The sequence below is a fragment of the Alloyangia pacifica genome (genome assembly GCF_020524285.1).
Lineage (GTDB): Bacteria > Pseudomonadota > Alphaproteobacteria > Rhodobacterales > Rhodobacteraceae > Salipiger > Salipiger pacificus_B.
The window spans coordinates 25,502-42,167 of the sequence record NZ_JAIVKX010000021.1; the positions used below are offsets into that span (position 1 = coordinate 25,502).

Annotated in this window: 13 protein-coding genes; 6 read left to right on the forward strand and 7 right to left on the reverse strand. The window is 67.7% G+C overall.

The window, feature by feature from the left end; genetic code table 11:
- Positions 1 to 74: 74 nt before the first annotated feature.
- Complete coding sequence (locus LC039_RS23690) at positions 75 to 2,207, reverse strand: FG-GAP-like repeat-containing protein (RefSeq protein WP_226628826.1); 2,133 nt, start codon at positions 2,205 to 2,207, stop codon at positions 75 to 77.
- A gap of 164 nt (positions 2,208 to 2,371) precedes the next feature.
- Positions 2,372 to 3,052, reverse strand: coding sequence for a hypothetical protein (locus tag LC039_RS23695; RefSeq protein WP_226628828.1), 681 nt, complete (start codon positions 3,050 to 3,052; stop codon positions 2,372 to 2,374).
- A 684-nt stretch (positions 3,053 to 3,736) separates the two neighbouring features.
- Between LC039_RS23695 and LC039_RS23700 the strand changes: the two genes are divergently transcribed.
- The 4 genes from LC039_RS23700 to LC039_RS23715 all read left to right on the forward strand — a co-directional run bounded on the left by LC039_RS23700 (position 3,737) and on the right by LC039_RS23715 (position 10,619).
- Positions 3,737 to 5,041, forward strand: coding sequence for an AAA family ATPase (locus LC039_RS23700; RefSeq protein WP_226628832.1), 1,305 nt, complete (start codon positions 3,737 to 3,739; stop codon positions 5,039 to 5,041).
- Positions 5,038 to 6,153, forward strand: a complete 1,116-nt coding sequence (locus LC039_RS23705) for a ParB N-terminal domain-containing protein (protein WP_226628834.1) — start codon at positions 5,038 to 5,040, stop codon at positions 6,151 to 6,153. Before LC039_RS23700 ends, LC039_RS23705 begins: the two co-directional genes overlap by 4 nt.
- 863 nt (positions 6,154 to 7,016) lie before the next feature.
- Entirely contained in the window at positions 7,017 to 8,534 is a 1,518-nt protein-coding gene (locus LC039_RS23710; protein ID WP_226628835.1) for a peptide MFS transporter, read from the forward strand.
- Positions 8,535 to 8,972: 438 nt separating this feature from the next.
- Positions 8,973 to 10,619, forward strand: a complete 1,647-nt coding sequence (locus LC039_RS23715; protein WP_226628837.1) for an alpha/beta hydrolase fold domain-containing protein — start codon at positions 8,973 to 8,975, stop codon at positions 10,617 to 10,619.
- Positions 10,620 to 10,738: 119 nt separating this feature from the next.
- Here the strand turns inward: LC039_RS23715 and LC039_RS23720 are convergent, their stop codons facing one another.
- The 4 genes from LC039_RS23720 to lysM form a co-directional block, all read right to left on the reverse strand.
- Positions 10,739 to 12,016 carry a porin family protein gene (locus LC039_RS23720; RefSeq protein WP_226628839.1) on the reverse strand — a complete coding sequence of 426 codons (1,278 nt, stop codon included), beginning with the start codon at positions 12,014 to 12,016 and terminating at the stop codon, positions 10,739 to 10,741.
- Positions 12,017 to 12,018: 2 nt separating this feature from the next.
- The gene (locus LC039_RS23725) at positions 12,019 to 12,912 is read right to left on the reverse strand and encodes a transferrin-binding protein-like solute binding protein (protein WP_226628841.1); all 894 of its coding nucleotides are present in this window, start codon (positions 12,910 to 12,912) and stop codon (positions 12,019 to 12,021) included.
- Between the two features lie 211 nt (positions 12,913 to 13,123).
- Positions 13,124 to 13,606 (reverse strand): CYTH domain-containing protein, encoded by a 483-nt coding sequence (locus tag LC039_RS23730; protein WP_226628845.1) that lies wholly within the window; start codon positions 13,604 to 13,606, stop codon positions 13,124 to 13,126.
- 185 nt (positions 13,607 to 13,791) lie between these two features.
- Entirely contained in the window at positions 13,792 to 14,211 is a 420-nt protein-coding gene (gene lysM, locus LC039_RS23735) for a peptidoglycan-binding protein LysM (protein WP_226628846.1), read from the reverse strand.
- A 263-nt stretch (positions 14,212 to 14,474) separates the two neighbouring features.
- Here lysM and LC039_RS23740 point away from each other — a divergent pair, with 263 nt between their 5' ends.
- Together LC039_RS23740 and LC039_RS23745 are read left to right on the forward strand one after the other, a co-directional pair.
- A complete protein-coding gene (locus LC039_RS23740; RefSeq protein ID WP_226628848.1) occupies positions 14,475 to 14,645 on the forward strand; it encodes a hypothetical protein in 171 nt (56 codons plus the stop codon).
- Positions 14,646 to 14,846: 201 nt separating this feature from the next.
- The gene (locus LC039_RS23745) at positions 14,847 to 15,329 is read left to right on the forward strand and encodes a MaoC family dehydratase (RefSeq protein ID WP_226628850.1); all 483 of its coding nucleotides are present in this window, start codon (positions 14,847 to 14,849) and stop codon (positions 15,327 to 15,329) included.
- Between the two features lie 120 nt (positions 15,330 to 15,449).
- On the opposite strand, the gene LC039_RS23750 is transcribed toward LC039_RS23745, so the two are convergent.
- Positions 15,450 to 16,643: a M20 metallopeptidase family protein gene (locus LC039_RS23750; protein ID WP_226628852.1), complete on the reverse strand. Its 1,194-nt coding sequence runs from the start codon at positions 16,641 to 16,643 to the stop codon at positions 15,450 to 15,452.
- Between the last annotated feature and the right edge of the window lie 23 nt (positions 16,644 to 16,666).

Below are 16,666 nucleotides of genomic sequence, written 5' to 3' on the forward strand. Positions count from 1 at the left end.
GACCGGCTCCCGGGGGTGCGGTGCCCCCGTCCCCGCGTGGTCCCGGTTCCGCAACCGGGCCCCCGCATCTCGCGTCAGGCGATCGGCAGATTGCCGAATTCGCCGGAATAGACCCCCGCCGACATGAAGGCGTATTCGTTCTCGATATCCGCCACACCGGCCGGCACGGCGGCGAAATGCGCCGCGCCGTCGTTGAACAGCACGTAGACCTCGCTGGAGACCCCGCGCGTGGTCAGGATCAGGTCGACATCGCCATCGCCTTCGAAATCGCCCTGCGCCGTGACCTGCCCGACGAGGCTCGGGTCGAGTTTGTCGACAACGATGTCGATCATCCCGTCCTCGACCGGGAATTCGAACACCCGCAGCCCGGGGTCGAGTCCCTCGGAGCTGTCGTCGATGCTGGCATTGACCATCTCCAGCGCCCCGTCCCCGTCGAAATCGGCGATCTGAAGCGCCCCGATGCCGTTCAACTCGCCATCGGGGAACCACGGCCCGTAGCCGGCGCTCGCCCCGGTACCGTCATTGACGTAGATGCTGATGCCTCCGCCGTCGCTGATCGCCACGTAGAGCACGTCGAGATCGCCGTCCCCGTCAAGGTCGGCGGGAATCTCGGTGCTGTTGCCGTCGTCGCTGCCGCCATAGCTACCGACCCAGTCGAAGCCGCCGGCACCGTCGTTGATCATCACCAGCGTCGAACTGGTCTCCCAGGCCACGCTGAGCAGCAGGTCGAGAAGCCCGTCGTCGTTCATGTCGGCGAGCCGGGTGTAATTGCCGCCCGGGCTGAGCTCGCCGAACGCCAGGTACTCCGTCGGGACCGGCACAACTGTCAGGCTGAAACTGTCGTCGCCGTTGTTGTCGAAGATCAGGAAGTCTCCGCCGATCAGGGAGGCCCCGACAAAATCCACGTCCCCGTCGCCATCGATGTCACCGGCCTCGCCGACTTCCACGATATCCCGGGCGCGGTCGAGAGCTTGATAAGGGTAGCCGTCGCCTTCTGTGACGTAGGGGACCGCGTCCGTCGTGGCGACGGTGAAACCGCCGCTGCCGTCGTTCTCATAGACCGTCGTTTCGACGACGAATTCGAAGTGATCTGTGGTCGTTGAGGGGTCGGGGAGCGGGAAAGGGTCGACCAGCTCGACCCGCAGAAAGTCGAAATCGCCGTCGCCGTCCATGTCCACCGCGCGCAGCGAGCCGCCGGTCTCCACACCGGTGTCGAGTTCGGTGAAGGCGCCGTCTCCGTCATTGAGCGCCACATAGACCTCGCCGTCCCGCGCGTACCAAAGATCAAGCGTCCCGGTTCCCGGCGGCGTGGGCCCGCTGGCGCCGCCCTCGACCGCGGTGAACTCCAGGTAGTCGGCGCGCAGCGGCTCGCCGCCGTCGCCCTGCCCGCGCAGCTCGATCACGTCGCCGGCCTGCAGCTCGAGCGCCTCGATCACCTCGGTGGCGCGGCTGGCGGTGCTGGCGATCGCCGCGCCGCCGGTCGCATCCCAGGCCCAGTCCGCCACAACGGTGCCGTTGACCAGCACCTGCATCCAGGACGCGCCGTCGGTCTCGTCGAAATAGCCCAGCGTCAGATCGAAGGTGCCCGCCTGCTGCACGGTGTAGACCGCCCGCGCGGTGCCGCCGCCGGTGTGCTGCAGGTTCTGCCCGCCCGAGGCGGCGCCGTTGTTGCCGACGGTGAAGCCCGAGAGGATCTGCAGATCCTCGGCCTCGATCACGAAGCTCTCGCCGAGCGCCGGCGGCGGGCTGGCGAGGATCTCGACCGCATCGGTGCGCAGTGGCTCGCCGCCGTCCGACATGCCGCGCAGCTCGATCACGTCGCCCGGCGCCAGCACCAGCCCCGAGATCAGGGTCTCGGCGGCAGAGGCCTTGGTGACGATGGCATCGCCACCGGTGGCGTCCCAGTCGAAGGCCGCAACCACCGCGCCATTCACCAGCACCTCCATGTAGGAGACGCCGTCGGTTTCGTCGAAATAGCTCACATTGATGTCGTAGAGCCCCACCGGCCCGTCAAAGACGCCGCCCGCTCGCGAGGTGGCCGCCGTGGCCTGCAGGTAACTCCCGCCCGAGGCATGAGGATTGGAAACGACCGAGAAGCCACTGGCAATGCTCAGATCTTCCGCCTCGGTGAGACCGAGGGAGAGCGTGGCAGTGAAGGGGGTTTCGGGAAAGTCGAAAAGGGACGGCGCTGACTGTGACGCGGGCATACACCTGCCTCCGGAATAGAGAAAATAGAAATGCGTAATTCAAATACGGATCCAGAGTGCGCTGACCAAGGGTAAGCGTCAACTCCGGCCTAGGAGTCGGCGAAACTTTGCGCAGCTTCCGGGGCCTTGCTCAGAGGGGTCCGACGAGGCCCCGGCGCGGCTTTTCAGGCGATGACCTGCACCTCGTCGATGCCCGCATCGACACCCCGGCAGGCGCTCAGCAGACGCGCCCCGAGATGGCTGGCCACGTAGCTCGCGTGAAAGCGCGTCGGCGCGCCCAGCACCAGCCGCCCCCCTGCCCTCTCGCGCCGGTCAAGCGCCGCGAACCAGGCGGCATAGAGCGCCGGATCCTCTTCGTGCAGGATCGCCTTCGCCAGCCCCCAGTCGGAGTCATCCGCCAGGTCCGGCGCGGGAATTTTTCCCTTGATCGGGAGGGGCACGACTTTCTCGTCCGGCTCGCTGCCCGAGAGCCGTTGTTCGAAGTCCGGCCCCACGTCGCCCCAGCGCCCGCGGCTGTCCTCGAGGATGCGCTCGATGGCGAGGGAGTATTCGCTGACCCGGCCGCGCGCGCCCTGGCGCTTGACCCGCAGCCAGCCCATGGCGCGCAGCTTCGCCATCTCGCGTTTCACCGTGCGCTCGTCGACCATCCAGAGCCGGGCGATCTCGCGCTGGCCCACCGCCAGCTCATCGCGCGCCCAGTTGTAGCGCGCGGTGACCAGGGTCATCAGTCGCAGCACCAGCACCTGGCGGCCCTTCTCCTGCGCCAGCGCGAAGGCCCCCATCACCGTGAGCAAATCGTATTTCAGGGCCGAGGCATTGCGCCCGACCGCCTTCGTGGCAAGCATGGTGCTGCCCCTCGCGTCTCTCCGCCTGTCTGCGGTGCCTCGGTGTCTGCGGGCTCTGGCGGCCCGTTGCATCTTTGCAGGGGAGAGCGAGGTGCCATTTGGTGGAAACCCAACGCTCTTTCCCGAGCTTGAGCTATTTGCGTCCGGTTTCTCGATTCTGTCAAGCGGTGGCCGTCAGCGGGTCTGTCCCCCAACCCATTTCCGAATGGAAAAATGGGTATTCTGGTATTGGGGGACACGCTGAATGTCCCCTATTGAGGCAAAAATGTCCCCCAATATGTAGCGGGAGCCCGAAAACTGTCCCCCATTATTCGGTCCCATCCGGCAAGCGCCTGGTCTGATTCTTCGAATCGAATCGGACCTTTGCGACTCGGTCTTGGGCCAGCCTGCGTGGGCGATGGGCGCGGAAGACACGCAAATCGGCGGATCCCGCGTTTCGAGACTATTAGCTTTTGCCATGAATGCAAATTCAGCGTAAATTCCAGCCCATCGGAAATTAGCGTCCCGCAGTTTCGCAAAGCCTGTCCCCGCGGGGACAGGACGACAGGACAGCGTCCCGGCCGGGACTGCACGCAGACCGTCCCCGCGGGGACAGAAACCATAGAGTGTCCCCGCGGGGACAGATCCAAAAGCGCCCGCAGCGGCGCGACGGACACAAGCGTCCCCGCGGGGACAGGAGGCAGGATGTTTACACATGAAGACCTGGCGCGGCTGCAGGCGCAGTCGCTGAAGATGCAGGGATGGATCCGGCAGCAGACCTTCTCGCCAGAGATGGAGAAGACCCTGCGCCGCTTCTCGAGCTGGGAGGTGGCCGAGCTGATCCTGCAGGTGAACCAGTCGACCCTGCGGGGACGCATGGCCGCCGACCCGCATCTGCCGCAGGGGCTGGTCGAGGAGGACGGCCGCCAGCGCTGGTACTCGCTGGAAGAGATCAACGAGATCCGCCGCAAGCTGAAGGTCAACCGCAAGAGCCTGATGCCCTACCGGCCGGCGAACAAGCGCGCCTTCCGCGTCGCCATCTCCAACTTCAAGGGCGGCGCCGGCAAGTCCACCGTGGCGCTGCACTTCGCCCATGCCGCGGCGCTCGACGGCTACCGGGTGCTCTGCGTCGACTTCGACCCGCAGGCGACGCTCAGCCACTCGATGGGCCTGTCGGACATCACCGAGGAATACACCGTCTGGGGCATCATGGCCCGTGACCTGATCCGCGAGACCGAGCGGATGAACGCCGCCACCCGCGGCGCCGAGAGCGGCTCCGCCCTGCCCCAGCGCAAGCTGCCCGAGGCGATCACCTCCATGGGGCTGCGCGATCTGCGCGCCGCCGACTTCATCAAGCCGACCTCCTGGCCGACGATCGACGTGATCCCCAGCTGCGCCAACGCGGCCTTCGTCGAGTTCGCCTCGGCCCAGTACCGACACCTGAACCCCGAGTGGTCTTTCTTCGCCGCAGTGAGCCGCTACCTCGACAGCCTGCCGCCCGACGCCTACGACCTGGTGATCTTCGACTGCCCGCCGGCGATCGGCTACCAGAGCATGAACGCGGTCTTCGCCGCCGACATGCTCTACATCCCCTCGGGGCCGGGTTACTGGGAGTACGATTCCACCACCTCCTTCATCGGGCAGCTCTCCGAGGCGCTCGGCGATTTGTCGGGCTTCGAGGGGGTTGTCCCCGCGGGGACACTCACCCTGCCGAAGGCCTTCCTCGACATCCGCTTCCTGCTGACCCGTTATGAAAGCGGTAACGAATTGCACCGCGCGATGCGGCAAGCCTTCCAAAAGGTCTGGGATGAGAGAATGACCGAGCACCCGATCGAGATGACCCGCGCGGTCGAACAGTCCGGGCGCTTCTTGAGCTCGATCTACGAGATCGACTACCGCGAGATGACGCGGGAAACCTGGCGCCGGGCGCGCGCCTCCTTCGACCGCGCCTACGAGGAGTTCCGCAGCCACGTGCAGGTGGCCTGGGACAAGCTGGAGGATGAGGCATGAGCAAGCGACGCGGTTTCGACATCGACTTCCCCGCGGGGACGGAAACGCCCGAGCAGGAGGAGTTCCCGCGCGGCCCCGTGGGCTATTACACCGGCGGCGGACGGGCCAAGCCGGGCGCGTCCCGGCGGGGACCGATGGCGGCGGCCATCTCGGAGAACGCCGATGCGCTGCGCGACCGGGCCGAGGCCGAGCGCGCCATCCGCGAAGAGAACGACCGGCTGGCGCATGATTACGTACGGCTGAAGCGGGCAGGGTTGATCACCGACCTGGTGCCGATCGACGCGGTGTTGACCACCAAGCTGACCCGCGACCGCGCCGCCGGGCCGGACCCGGAGATCGAAGAACTGAAGGCCTCGATCCGCGAGGTCGGCCTGTCGAACCCGATCCGCGTCGAGCCGGTGGACGATCACTTCGAGCTGGTGCAGGGCTTCCGGCGCCTTTCGGCCTACCGCGAGCTCTACGCCGAGACCGGCGACGAGGCCTATGCCCGCATCCCCGCGGGGCTGGTCGCCTCGGGCGAGGCGCTGGTCGGTCTCTACCGCAAGATGGTCGACGAGAACCTGGTGCGCCGCGGCATCTCCTTTGCCGAGATGGCGCAGCTCGCGCTGGCCTTCGCCCGCGATCCCAATACCGAGACCACCGACACCGACGAGGCGATCGCGCTGCTCTACGCCTCGGCTGGTCGGCAGAAGCGCAGCTACATCCGCCATTTCGCCACGCTGCTCGAGGAGCTGGGCGACGATCTGAACCATGCCGAGGCGATCCCGCGCAAGCTCGGGCTCGACCTGGTCAAGCGCATGGGCGACGAGGAGGGCTTCACCGAGGGGCTGCGCGAGATGCTCTCGGGGCAGGGCGAGGTGTCGTCCGACTACGAGGTGGCGCGGCTTGCCGACGCGCTGAAGACCGCCCCCAAGGCCGGTCCGAAACCCAAGGGCACCAGTGCAAATGCCGCCGCCAAGACCACGCTGCGCTGCACTGTCCCCGCGGGGACAGTCCGCTGCGCGGCGCGCGACGGCAAGGTCGAGCTGGCCATGGAGCGCGACTTCTCGAGCATCGACCGCCATCGTCTCGAGGCTGCTGTCGCCGCCTTCATGGCGGCGCTCGACGAGTAGGCCCCGCAAAGCCACCAAGGCAAATCGCCAGCAGGGATCAGCCCCTGTCCCCGCGGGGACAGGGGCTTTTTAGTGCCCGCCATGTCCCGGGACGCGCTGCCTGTTTGTCCTGTCCCCGCGGGGACAGGGGCTGATTGCGGCGCGGTGTCTTTGGTCTGTCCCCGCGGGGACAGACCGCGCGGCGGCAGCGCGCACGGTCGCTTCGGGGGAGGTGGCCCCGCGGGGACAGACGGCGCAGTGCTGCAGCGCCTAGACCGAACGCCCGGTGTCCCCGCGGGGACATAGGGGACCCGGAGCCGCCCGGACGCCTGTCCCCGCGGGGACAGAATGCCGGGGCGGTGGCGGCAGGGCGTGAAAGGCGGGTGTCCCCGGGGGACAGCACCCGAGCCGAGCTGTCCGTTTGCCTGTCCCCGCGGGGACAAGACCCGAGCGACTGTCCACCCGAGACCCGTCCGTCCCCGCGGGGACGGGGGCTGCCGCGGTGCCGCGGAGCCTTCATATCCGGGGGTGTCCCCGCGGGGACAGCGCCCCCGGCGCTCTTCGCCTGGATCGAAATATCCCGGAAGGAGCCTACCGCAGGCCGGCGGGGGCAGAGCCGCCGATGGCTCCTGTCGAAGCGCACACGGCAGTTCGACCCGCGCGGAATGACGCCTGCCTCGAAGACGCGCGCGATTTGCTTGTCCCCGCGGGGACAGCCAAGACATCCTCAGGAGATGAAAGTATTATGTTAATAAACTGGCAGGAGAGGCCCTCGATCTTGTCGGCAAGCCGCCGCTCGCAAAAGGAGAGCGCTCTGCAAATCTTTCCCGCCAGAGCGAAATCCGCGCTATTCTCGAAGGATTCCTTTTCTTTGCAGGCCTTTGATGTCCAGAGTAGCCAGATACCCCGCCGGATTGCCCTCGCTCTTTCTTGTCGAGATGTGGGAACGCTTCAGCTTCTACGGCATGCGCGCGATCCTCGTGCTCTACCTCGTCGACGCGGTGGAGACCGGGGGGATGGGGCTCGAGACCGCAGAGGCGGTGGCGATCTACGGCATCTACTCGGCGGCGGTCTACATCCTCGCATTGCCCGGCGGCTGGGTGGCCGACCGCTTCTGGGGCGCGCGCAAGGCGATCATCGCCGGCGGCGCGGTGATCATCCTCGGGCACATCCTGCTGGCGATCTCGGGCGCGACGGCCTGGATCTTCCTTGCAGGGCTCTGTTGCATCGCGCTGGGGACGGGGCTGCTGAAGCCGAATATCTCGACCATGGTCGGCGAGCTCTACCCCAAGGACGACGTCGGCGGGCGCGACGCGGGCTTCTCCTTCTTCTACATGGGGATCAACGTCGGGGCGATCCTCGGCGGATTCGTCGCCGGCTATCTGGGCGAGGTCTGGGGCTGGCACTGGGGCTTCGGCGCGGCGGCGGTGGCCATGGCGCTGGGGCTGATTAATTTCCTTTGCGCCGGGCAGCGCTCGCTGCGCGGCAAGGGCGAGCGACCGCCGCCGAAGGTGGTGGACCCGGCGACGAAGTGGCGCGACAGCATGGTGAGCCTCGGGATCACCGGCGCGGTGGTGGTGCTTCTCGCGCTGCTGATCGGCACCGGGGTGATCGAGGTGACCAGCGCCGCGGGCGTGGCACAGGCGACCGGCGTGCTGATCGTCACCGTGGCGATCGGGTTCTTCCTCAACATCTACATCGCCGGGGACCTGTCGCGGGACGAGAAGAAGCGGATGATCGTGCTTGCCGTGCTCTTCGTCGCCGCGGCGGTCTTCTGGTCGCGCTTCGAGCAGGCGGGCTCCTCGCTGTCGATCTTCGCCGCCGAGCTGACCCGGCGCGACCTTCTGGGCTTCGAGGTGCCGGCCTCGTGGTTCCAGAACCTCAACCCGGCGTTCATCATCCTGCTGACGCCGCTCTTCGCCTGGTTCTGGACCCGGGCCCAGGACCGGGGCTGGGAGATCTCTGTCTTCGTCAAGTTCGGGCTGGCGCTGGTGCTGGTCGGCTTCGGCTTCTGGATCCTCGTGCCCGCGGCGCAGATCGCGATGACCGGGGCGAAGGTCTCGGCGCTGTTCCTGATCGGCACCTTCTTCATCCACACCTGCGCTGAGTTGCTGCTCAGCCCGGTGGGGCTGTCGACCTTCTCGCGGCTGGCGCCGGAGCGCTTCGTCAGCCAGATGATGGGCTTCTGGTTCCTCGCGGCCTCGCTGGGCAACCTGCTGGCCGGGCTGCTCGCGGCGGGCATGGACACCGAAACGCCCTCGGCGCTGCCGGGGCTGTTCAACCAGCTCTTCTTCGGCAGCGCGATCGCGGGGCTGGTGCTGATCGGCCTGTCGTGGCCGCTGACCCGCTGGGCGCTGTTGGGCAAGGCGGCGATCGAGGAAGAACAGCGGACGGGCCACTAGGGCGGCGAGCAGATATTTTGTTCGCGGAATGCGATGTTCGCTTAACGTACTATCAGTATTTGACAAATCATGGCGCGCGCTCGGTGATAAAATGTTCGAAGGGGAGACATTTGCAGCTTGTGGTTGCCTCTCCACGTGACGCGGGGCGAAATTCGCGGTAGCTTAAGCTGCAACGCAGCACGCCATGTGCAGCGGGCCGGGGCATAGTGCCTCGGGACGTTGCCTAGCCTCGCGGCCAATTTGAACGACCTGTTTAATTTTATGGAATTTCTTGAGCGCCTCGGCGCCAGCATCGGGATGGATGCGTTGGCAGATGTCCCCGAAGCCTCGGCGCCGCAAAAGGTCTGACCCGGAGTTTTCGCCGGCGGGCAGGGGCGCAGACGGCCGCATGCAGGCCCGACAGATTTTGAGTGGAGTTATTTTATGGAGGACAAAAGCGTGACGAATTCGGATTCGGAGTCCAGCGGCAACGGTGCCGCGCGGCGTCATTGGAAACAGAATCCGGAAGCGGTGCGTGCCAATATTCTCGAGGTCGCCCGCCGGGCCTTTGTCACACACGGTCTGACCGGGGCGAAAATCGATGACATCGCGGCGGGCACCGAGACCTCGAAGCGGATGATCTACTACTACTTCGGCGACAAGGAGGGGCTCTACAGGGCGGTGATGGAGGATGCCTATGCGCGGGTCCGCGCCGCCGAGGACGAGCTCGAGCTGGCCAGCCTGCACCCGGTCGAGGCGTTGCGCCGGCTGGCGGAGTTCACCTTCGACCACCACGCCGAGCACGCGGACTTCGTGCGTCTGGTGATGGTCGAGAACCTGCACAATGCGCGGCACATGGAAAAGGCCGGCGACCTGTCGGGGCAGAACATCTCGGCGATCCGGCTGCTCGATGCGATCTACCAGCGCGGCTGCGCCGAGGGGCTGTTCCGCCGCGGGCTGAGCGCGCTCGAGCTGCACTGGCATATCTCGGCGCTGGCGATCTTCAACGTGGCCAACCGGGCGACCTTCTCCAGCCTGTTCGGCGACAGCCTGTTCGAGCCCAAGGGGCAGCAGCAGCTGCGCCGCCACGTCGGCGACATGCTGCTGCGCTTCGTCATGCGTCCGGGCCTGTCGGTGGAGGAAGCCTCGGTGCGGCCGATCGCCGAGACCCGCGCCATCCATCCCGACATCTACCGCTTCCGCGAGACCTGGGACGCCACCTGGGCGACCTTGCCGACCGAGGGCGACGCGGCGACCCGGCGGCTGCATTTCGAATCCGTCTCGCGCTCGCTGCGCCTGCCCAGCCCCGAGGGAGTGGAAACCGACGAGGAGCATTGGATCGACACCGATTGCGGCCCCGTGCGGGTGCGGCTGTTCCGCCCGCCCGGCACCGAGCCGCTGCCGGCGCTGATCTACCTGCACGGCGGTGCCTGGCGGCAGGGCAGCCCCGAGACCCATTGGAACATCACCTCGCGGCTCGCCGCCTGGTCGGGCCACCTGGTGATCTCGGTGGACTACGCGCTGGCGCCGGAGCATCCCTATCCCGAGGCGCTGCAGCAGATGCCGGCGGTGATCGCCTGGGCGCGGGAGCAGGCCGCGACGCTGGGGCTCGACCCGGCGCGGCTGTCGATCGGCGGCGACGGGGCTGGCGGCAATCTCGCTGCGGCGGCGACGCTGATCTGCCGCGATGCCGGGGTGCCGCTGGCGGCGCAGCTGCTGATCTACCCGGTCTGCGATTTCGACACGTCGCGGCCCTCCTGCTCGGAGTATTCCGAGGGGCCGCTCTGGACGCTGGCGCAGCTTCTGTCGGCGCATGCGCAATATTGCCCGGACATGACGTTGCGCGAGCGCGACCCGCTGGTGGCGCCGTTGCTGGCGGCGGATCACTCCGGGTTGCCGCGGGCCTATCTGGCGCTGGCCGAGCACGACCCGCTGCGCGACAGCGGCCTGGCCTATGCCGGGGCGCTGGAGGCGGCGGGTGTTCCTGCGGAGGTCGATCCCGGCAAGGGGCTGGTGCGCGACTACCTGCATGCCATCGGCTTCGGCAGCGCCGCCGAGGACCGGCTGCGCGACATGAGCGCCTGGCTGAAGCGGACGGTGGGGTAGGGGGCACTGCCCCTGAGGGCTCTTGTCGCGCGCGGTCGGTCTGGGCGCGACAGCCGTGGTCGCTGCGGACCCCGGTGGAGAGGCATTACGGCACCACCGGGGCGGCGCAGGGCCCCCTGTCAGAAGGCGCTGGTCAGCCCCGCGCCGATCCGCAGGTCACGGTAGCTGTAGGCGTCGAAGGTGCTGTCGCGCCGGGCCGTCTCGATCTGCAGGTAGGGGGTGAAGCGCCCGAAGACGAAGGTATCTGTCTTGTCGACGCGCAGCTCGAGACCGTATTCGGTCTCGTAGCGGGCCTTGCCGAGCCCCGGCGTGGCGCCGAACTGGTCGTAGGCCGCGGCATAGACAGACGGTTCCAGCAGGAAGCCGCCGCCCACCTCGACCCGGCCGGCGAGCCGCAGTTCGGCGTAGTCGTAGGTCAGGTCGTCGCGCTCGGCTTGCTGGTGCTGCAGTGACAGGCTGCCGCCGATCTGCGCGCGGCCGCGCAGCGGGCGGATCACCGAGAGCCGGGCGCTGGCGCGCTGCACATCGACGCCGGGATAGCGCCCGAGGCTGACATCGTGCCATTCCGCCTCGAGCGTGGTGGTCAGGCCGAGCGCGTTGCGCCAGCTGACCCCGGCGCCGAGGCCGAGCCGCTCCTCGACCATCTCGCCGCCGAAATAATCGGTGCCGGCGATGGCCTCGGCCCAGGCGGTGGTCTGCGGCCAGGTGAGCTGCAGCCCGGCGCTGAGATCGGCGCCGAGCTCGTCCCAGTCGGTGCCGGAGGTCTGGTAGAGATCACCCTCGGCCTGCAGGTAGCCGGTCAGCGTGGCGCCGCCCTGGCGGGCGCGCAGCGGGAACTGCTTGCGGATCGCCCCGGCGAGTTCGAGGCCGGTCAGGGGCGCGTCGTCGTCGCGGTTCATCTTCAGCACCAGCGGCCCGGTGCCGAGGTCGGCCGCGATCTCGTCGCTGTCATAGGCGCGCCCGGCGCCCTCGGGGGCGCGCAGCGAGAATGAGAAGCGGGTGCGCAGACCCTGGCGTTCGTCGATGGCGCGCAGGAAGCGCAGCACGTTGGCCCGCACGCTCGGCGGCAGGTCGGGGCTCGACAGCACGATGCGGAACTGTTCGCGCGACTGCGCGTATTCCCCGGCCTCGAAGAGCGCGCGCGCCAGTTCGAGTCGCACGCGCAGCAGCCCGGGATCGGTGGCGAGCAGCCCGCGCAGCAGCCGCACGGCGGTTTGCGGCCGGCCCTGGGCGAGGGCGGCGAGCGCTTGCCGGAAGCTGGCGTCCATCTGGGCCGGGGCAGGGGGGGCGGCAGCCGGTGCGGCGGCCTGCTGCGCCTGCGCCCCGGGCGCCCCGGCCACCGGGAGCATCGCGGCGAGCGCGAGCGCGGTGGCCAGGGCCGTCCACTTGGGTCGCATGGTCAGCGGCTGTCGTCGACCGCGCCGAAGGCGCCGATATAGGTGCTGTCGGCGGTGGTGCCCGAGAAGGTGCCGCCGACCTCCTGCGCATTGTCGCCGTAGAACTGCCCGTCGAGCGAGCCGCTCAGATCGTCGGTGACGATATCGGCGGCAAAGCCGGTGCCGCTGACCGATCCCGCGGTGTAGAAATCGAGGTCGGGGCGGTCGCCGGTGATCTCGCCGGTCGCCGGATCGGCGGTGATCGTGTCGCTGCTGTAGATCTCGACGGTATCGAAGTCGGTGTCCACCGCGATGTAGGAGGTGGTGACGGAAAGCTGCCCGTCGGTGACCACCTGCCCGAGGCTGTCGCCGTAGTAGCTGGCGGTGCCGGTGGTGGGCATCTGGCTCTCGGAGGTGCGCACGCCGAGCGAGCCCGCGCCGGCGACGCGGCTGCTGCCGGTGAGGCCGGTCTGCCAGGCGCCGAAGGTCTGGTAGCTGTAGCCCTGCTGCTCGGGATCGGCGACCACGAGCATGACGTCGCCATCGGCGCTGGTGGCGACAAAGCCGCCCTCCACCGTGGTGAGGTCAAAGCTGTCGCCAGCGGCGGTGGACAGGGTGAAGCTGCCCGTGCTGGTGGTCAGCGTGGCGGCGATCAGATCGCCGTCCTCGTAGGTGAGATCCGCGGTGATGTCGCCCTCGGTCTCGGGGGTGCCGAAGGCAAGGACATTGCCCTCTGCATCGGTGGTGTAGCCCGAGGAGACCGCCATGCCGTTGGCACGGTAGGTGCCATCGGTCGGCGGGGCAAAGGAGCTGAGCGGGGTGGGGGTGGCAGAGGAGCCGCTGCGGGCGCTTCTGCTACCGTCGCCGCAGGCTGCAACAAGCGCAAGCGCGGCGGCACTGATCAAAACGTACTTCATAATTCCTCACGATCAAAAAAGCGCGACTGGTAAGATTTCTTTTGTACTGGGTGCGGCTCTGAGATGGCCGGTGCCTGGGTCTAAAGCGGGGTATTGTACGGGTCCGCGGGACGCGGGAGAGGGAAAAATCGGGTGTTCAAAATCGAAGGCGACTCATGGACTCGCCTCGTAAGGGAACCACAGCAGTTAATAATTTGCAAAGATTTCCGGTTCAGGCGCTGTCGGCGAGCGCCGCCATCCGGTGGCGCAGCAGCGAGGATTGCCGGTAGCTCTTGTCGAAGGTCACCTCGGTGCCGAGCCATGGCGGGCGGGTGAAGTCGGCGGCTTCCGAGGCCAGTTCGATCTCGGCGATCACGATGCCGGAGAGCACGCCGCGGTATTCGTCGACGGTCCAGCGCTGCTCCGCGTGCATCACGTGGTGGCGGGTCTTGCAGATCGTCGGGCCGCCGAAATGCGCCGCCAGCATTGCCTGGCCGTCCTCGTAGGGAATGGGGTATTCGAACTCGTCGCGGGACATGCCCGTCCGCGGGCCCTTGAGGCTGAGGGTGACCTTGCTGTCATCGTAGAAGCGCAGGCGCACCTTCCGCCCGTCGCCAAGAGCGATGATGCCGTCGCAGAGCTCGGTCCGGTGCTGGACGGCCGCGCGCCAGTCTTCCGAAGCGAGAAGGAACTTGCGTTCTATTTCGCGTGCCATGGCACCTCGCCATTGCTGACCCGGGAAGTCTTACCCCGGCATCGGGGAATCGCAAGGGGGCGCAGGGCCCCGCCCGGACTTGCGGGCGAGGGCAGGGCCGGCTGCCGGATTTCTTGGCGGTCGTCCCGCAAAGGCATCGGTGTCGTCCCGCGGGCGCAGGCCGAGGCGGCCATGGGTCAGGCCGGTCAGCCCGGGATTCGCAGCACCTGCCCGGGGTAGATCTTGTCGGGATCGCTGAGCATCGGCTTGTTGGCCTCGAAGATCTCGGTGTAGCGCGCGCCGTCGCCCAGCGTGGCCTCGGCGATCTTCCACAGGTTCTCGCCCTCCTTCACCTCGTGGAAAACCGGGGCAGGGCCCTCGGCCTCGTCCTCGACCTCCGACACGCCCTCGATATTGCCGACCGCGAGGATCATCTTCTCGCGGGTCTCCTGGTCCTTCGGCTGGCCCTTGATCTTCACCTTGGAGCTTTCGGGGTCGACCTCGATCTCGACGCCGCTCTTGTCGAGCCCGAGCGTGTCCAGTTCCGCCTCGAGATCGGCCTTGGCCGGGGTCGGCTCGGTGCCGAGCTTCTTGCCCTTGCCCTTGAGGAAGCTGAAAAGTCCCATGCGGAAATCTCCTGTGAAATGCGTTGTGTTGAATGCCGGCAGTGTCGCTCAGCCGACGCGTGCCAGCCACAGGAAAGATTCCGGGTGGCGGGACTTGGCCTGCCGGGGGAGGGGACCTATCCCTTCGGCGAGCGCGGCACCCATCCGCCACCCTTTCCCATCCCGGCGCGGGTCTGGGCGGTCGCAGGCCTTGCGGGCTAATCTGAGACCACGCCACGGAGATCACCCGATCCCGCAGAGGCAGGTCGCAAGGAGAAATGAAAATGGTCAATGGACTCCTGAAGATGGCTGGTTACCGCGTCGAGTACGTCTGTGACTGGGGCACTTACGACCGCCGCTACGGTGACATGGAGTATTATCTCAACACGCCGATCACCCGCGAGATGAAGGTCGCGCCGCCCTGGGCGGAGAAGCGTATCGTCCGCGGCCGCTGAGCCCCCAGACGCACCGGCGGTCCGGGCCTTCGGGCCCGCCGCCTGATCGGCCCCGCGGCAGCGGCGCTAACCGGACAGTTCCCCGACCCGATCTGCGCCGCCCGGCGCTGCGGGCTGGACCTCGGCAGGGCGCATCCGTCATATGTCCCGAGGCGCTCCGGAGCGGGCGCGGACGGACAGGCACAGGACGCGACCGAGGACATGACAGCACCCACAGACCAGACCGGCACCGCCGCGCCGCGGACGCTCTATCTCGAGGACGTTGCGGTGGGCGACCGCTTCGTCAGCGGCACCCACGCGATGGACGCGGCGCAGATCAAGGATTTTGCACGGCAGTTCGACCCGCAGCCCTTCCATCTCGACGAGGCGGCGGCGGAGGACAGCCTGTTCGGCGGGCTTGCTGCCAGCGGCTGGCACACGGCGGCGATCACCATGAAGCTCTTCGTCTCCTCGCTGCCGATGGCCGACGGGCTGGTCGGCGCCGGGGTCGAGGTGACCTGGCCGAAGCCGACGCGGGCCGACGACATCCTGCACGTGGAAAGCACGATCACCGAGATCAAACCGTCGCGCTCGCGCCCCGGCCGGGCGATGGTCACCGTCGAGACGTTGACGCTGAACCAAGAGGGCGAGCCGCGGCAGCGCCTGGTGTCGCGCGTCGTGATGTTCTCGCGCACGCAGGGCTGAGGAGGGCAGGGGGGCTTTGCCGGTCCCTGCCGAGGGCGCCGGGCCCGGCGCGGTCCTCACCGCCGGCCCGAGACAGGAAAAGACCCGCCGGAAGTTTTCCGGCGGGTCTTTTTCATCGTCTCAGCCCTGCTGATCCATCAAGCTTAGCATGGCGTGGCTCAGCGACCGCACCGCGGTGGGGATGCAGGCTTCGTCGAGATCGAAGTCGCTGCGGTGGAGCATGGTCTTGTGATGCTCGAGCTGCGAGCCGATGCGCAGGTGCGCGGCGGGCTTGCGGCTCGAGAACTCGGCGAAGTCCTCGCTGCCCATGGAGCCCTGCGGTAGTTCGATCACCTTCTCAGCGCCGATGATCTGGCGGGTGGCGTCGAGCACCGGGTCGAGGATCTCGCGGTTGTTGACCACCGGCGGCACGCCGGTGTGGAAGACGGGGCTGACCTCGACGCCGAACTGCGCGGCGATGCCGGCGCATTGGGCCTCGATCGCCGCGCGGACCTGCGCGCGCACCGCCGAATCCTGGCTGCGGGTGGTGCCTTCGAGCCGCACTGTGTCGGGGATCTGGTTGCGCGCGGTGCCGCCTTCGATCTTGCCGATCGACAGTACGGCGGCGGAGAGCGGCGCGACCTGGCGGCTGACGATGGTCTGCAAGCCGCTGACCAGCGCGGCGCTCGCGACGATGGGATCCTTGGCCAGATGCGGGTGCGCGCCGTGGCCGGACTTGCCGGTGATCTCGATGTCGAAGGGGTCGGTCGAGGCGAACGCCGTGGCCGGGTGCCAGCCGATGGTGCCGCCGGGGATCAGCGGCCAGTTGTGATAGCCCAGCACGATGTCGGGGTCGCAATGCTCGAACAGCCCGTCCTCGAGCATCGCCCGCGCGCCGCCAAGCCCTTCCTCGGCGGGCTGGAAGATGAACATCGCCTTGCCCGGCAGGCTGCCGAGCCGCGCCAGCACGCGCACCACGCCAAGCAGGATGGCGGTATGTGCGTCATGGCCGCAGGCGTGCATCTTGCCGGGGGTCTTCGAGACATACTCTGGGGTGCCGGTCTCGTGGATCGGCAGCGCGTCGAAGTCACCGCGCAGGGCGATCACGGGGCCGGAGCCGTCGCCGATGGTGGCGCAGAGGCCGGTCTTGCCGAAGCCACCCGTCCAGGAGATGCCGATCTTGTCGAGCTCGTCCTTGATCATCGCCGAGGTCTTGACCTCTTCGAAGGCGAGTTCGGGGTTTTCGTGCATCCAGCGGCGGATGCGGATCAGGTCCTCGGTGATCTCAGCGGTGATCGCGTCGATCTCGGAGACGAGGTTGGTGGCTTGCGACATGGTATTCCTCGGACAAAGGGGAA

Coding starts and splice junctions, on each gene's coding strand:
- LC039_RS23720 (WP_226628839.1), bottom strand. CDS start 12,016: ATGCGACCCAAGTGGACGGCCCTGGCCACCGCGCTCGCGCTCGCCGCG.
- LC039_RS23710 (WP_226628835.1), top strand. CDS start 7,017: ATGTCCAGAGTAGCCAGATACCCCGCCGGATTGCCCTCGCTCTTTCTT.
- LC039_RS23705 (WP_226628834.1), top strand. CDS start 5,038: ATGAGCAAGCGACGCGGTTTCGACATCGACTTCCCCGCGGGGACGGAA.
- LC039_RS23750 (WP_226628852.1), bottom strand. CDS start 16,643: ATGTCGCAAGCCACCAACCTCGTCTCCGAGATCGACGCGATCACCGCT.
- LC039_RS23700 (WP_226628832.1), top strand. CDS start 3,737: ATGTTTACACATGAAGACCTGGCGCGGCTGCAGGCGCAGTCGCTGAAG.
- LC039_RS23745 (WP_226628850.1), top strand. CDS start 14,847: ATGACAGCACCCACAGACCAGACCGGCACCGCCGCGCCGCGGACGCTC.
- lysM (WP_226628846.1), bottom strand. CDS start 14,211: ATGGGACTTTTCAGCTTCCTCAAGGGCAAGGGCAAGAAGCTCGGCACC.
- LC039_RS23695 (WP_226628828.1), bottom strand. CDS start 3,052: ATGCTTGCCACGAAGGCGGTCGGGCGCAATGCCTCGGCCCTGAAATAC.
- LC039_RS23690 (WP_226628826.1), bottom strand. CDS start 2,207: ATGCCCGCGTCACAGTCAGCGCCGTCCCTTTTCGACTTTCCCGAAACC.
- LC039_RS23730 (WP_226628845.1), bottom strand. CDS start 13,606: ATGGCACGCGAAATAGAACGCAAGTTCCTTCTCGCTTCGGAAGACTGG.
- LC039_RS23740 (WP_226628848.1), top strand. CDS start 14,475: ATGGTCAATGGACTCCTGAAGATGGCTGGTTACCGCGTCGAGTACGTC.
- LC039_RS23725 (WP_226628841.1), bottom strand. CDS start 12,912: ATGAAGTACGTTTTGATCAGTGCCGCCGCGCTTGCGCTTGTTGCAGCC.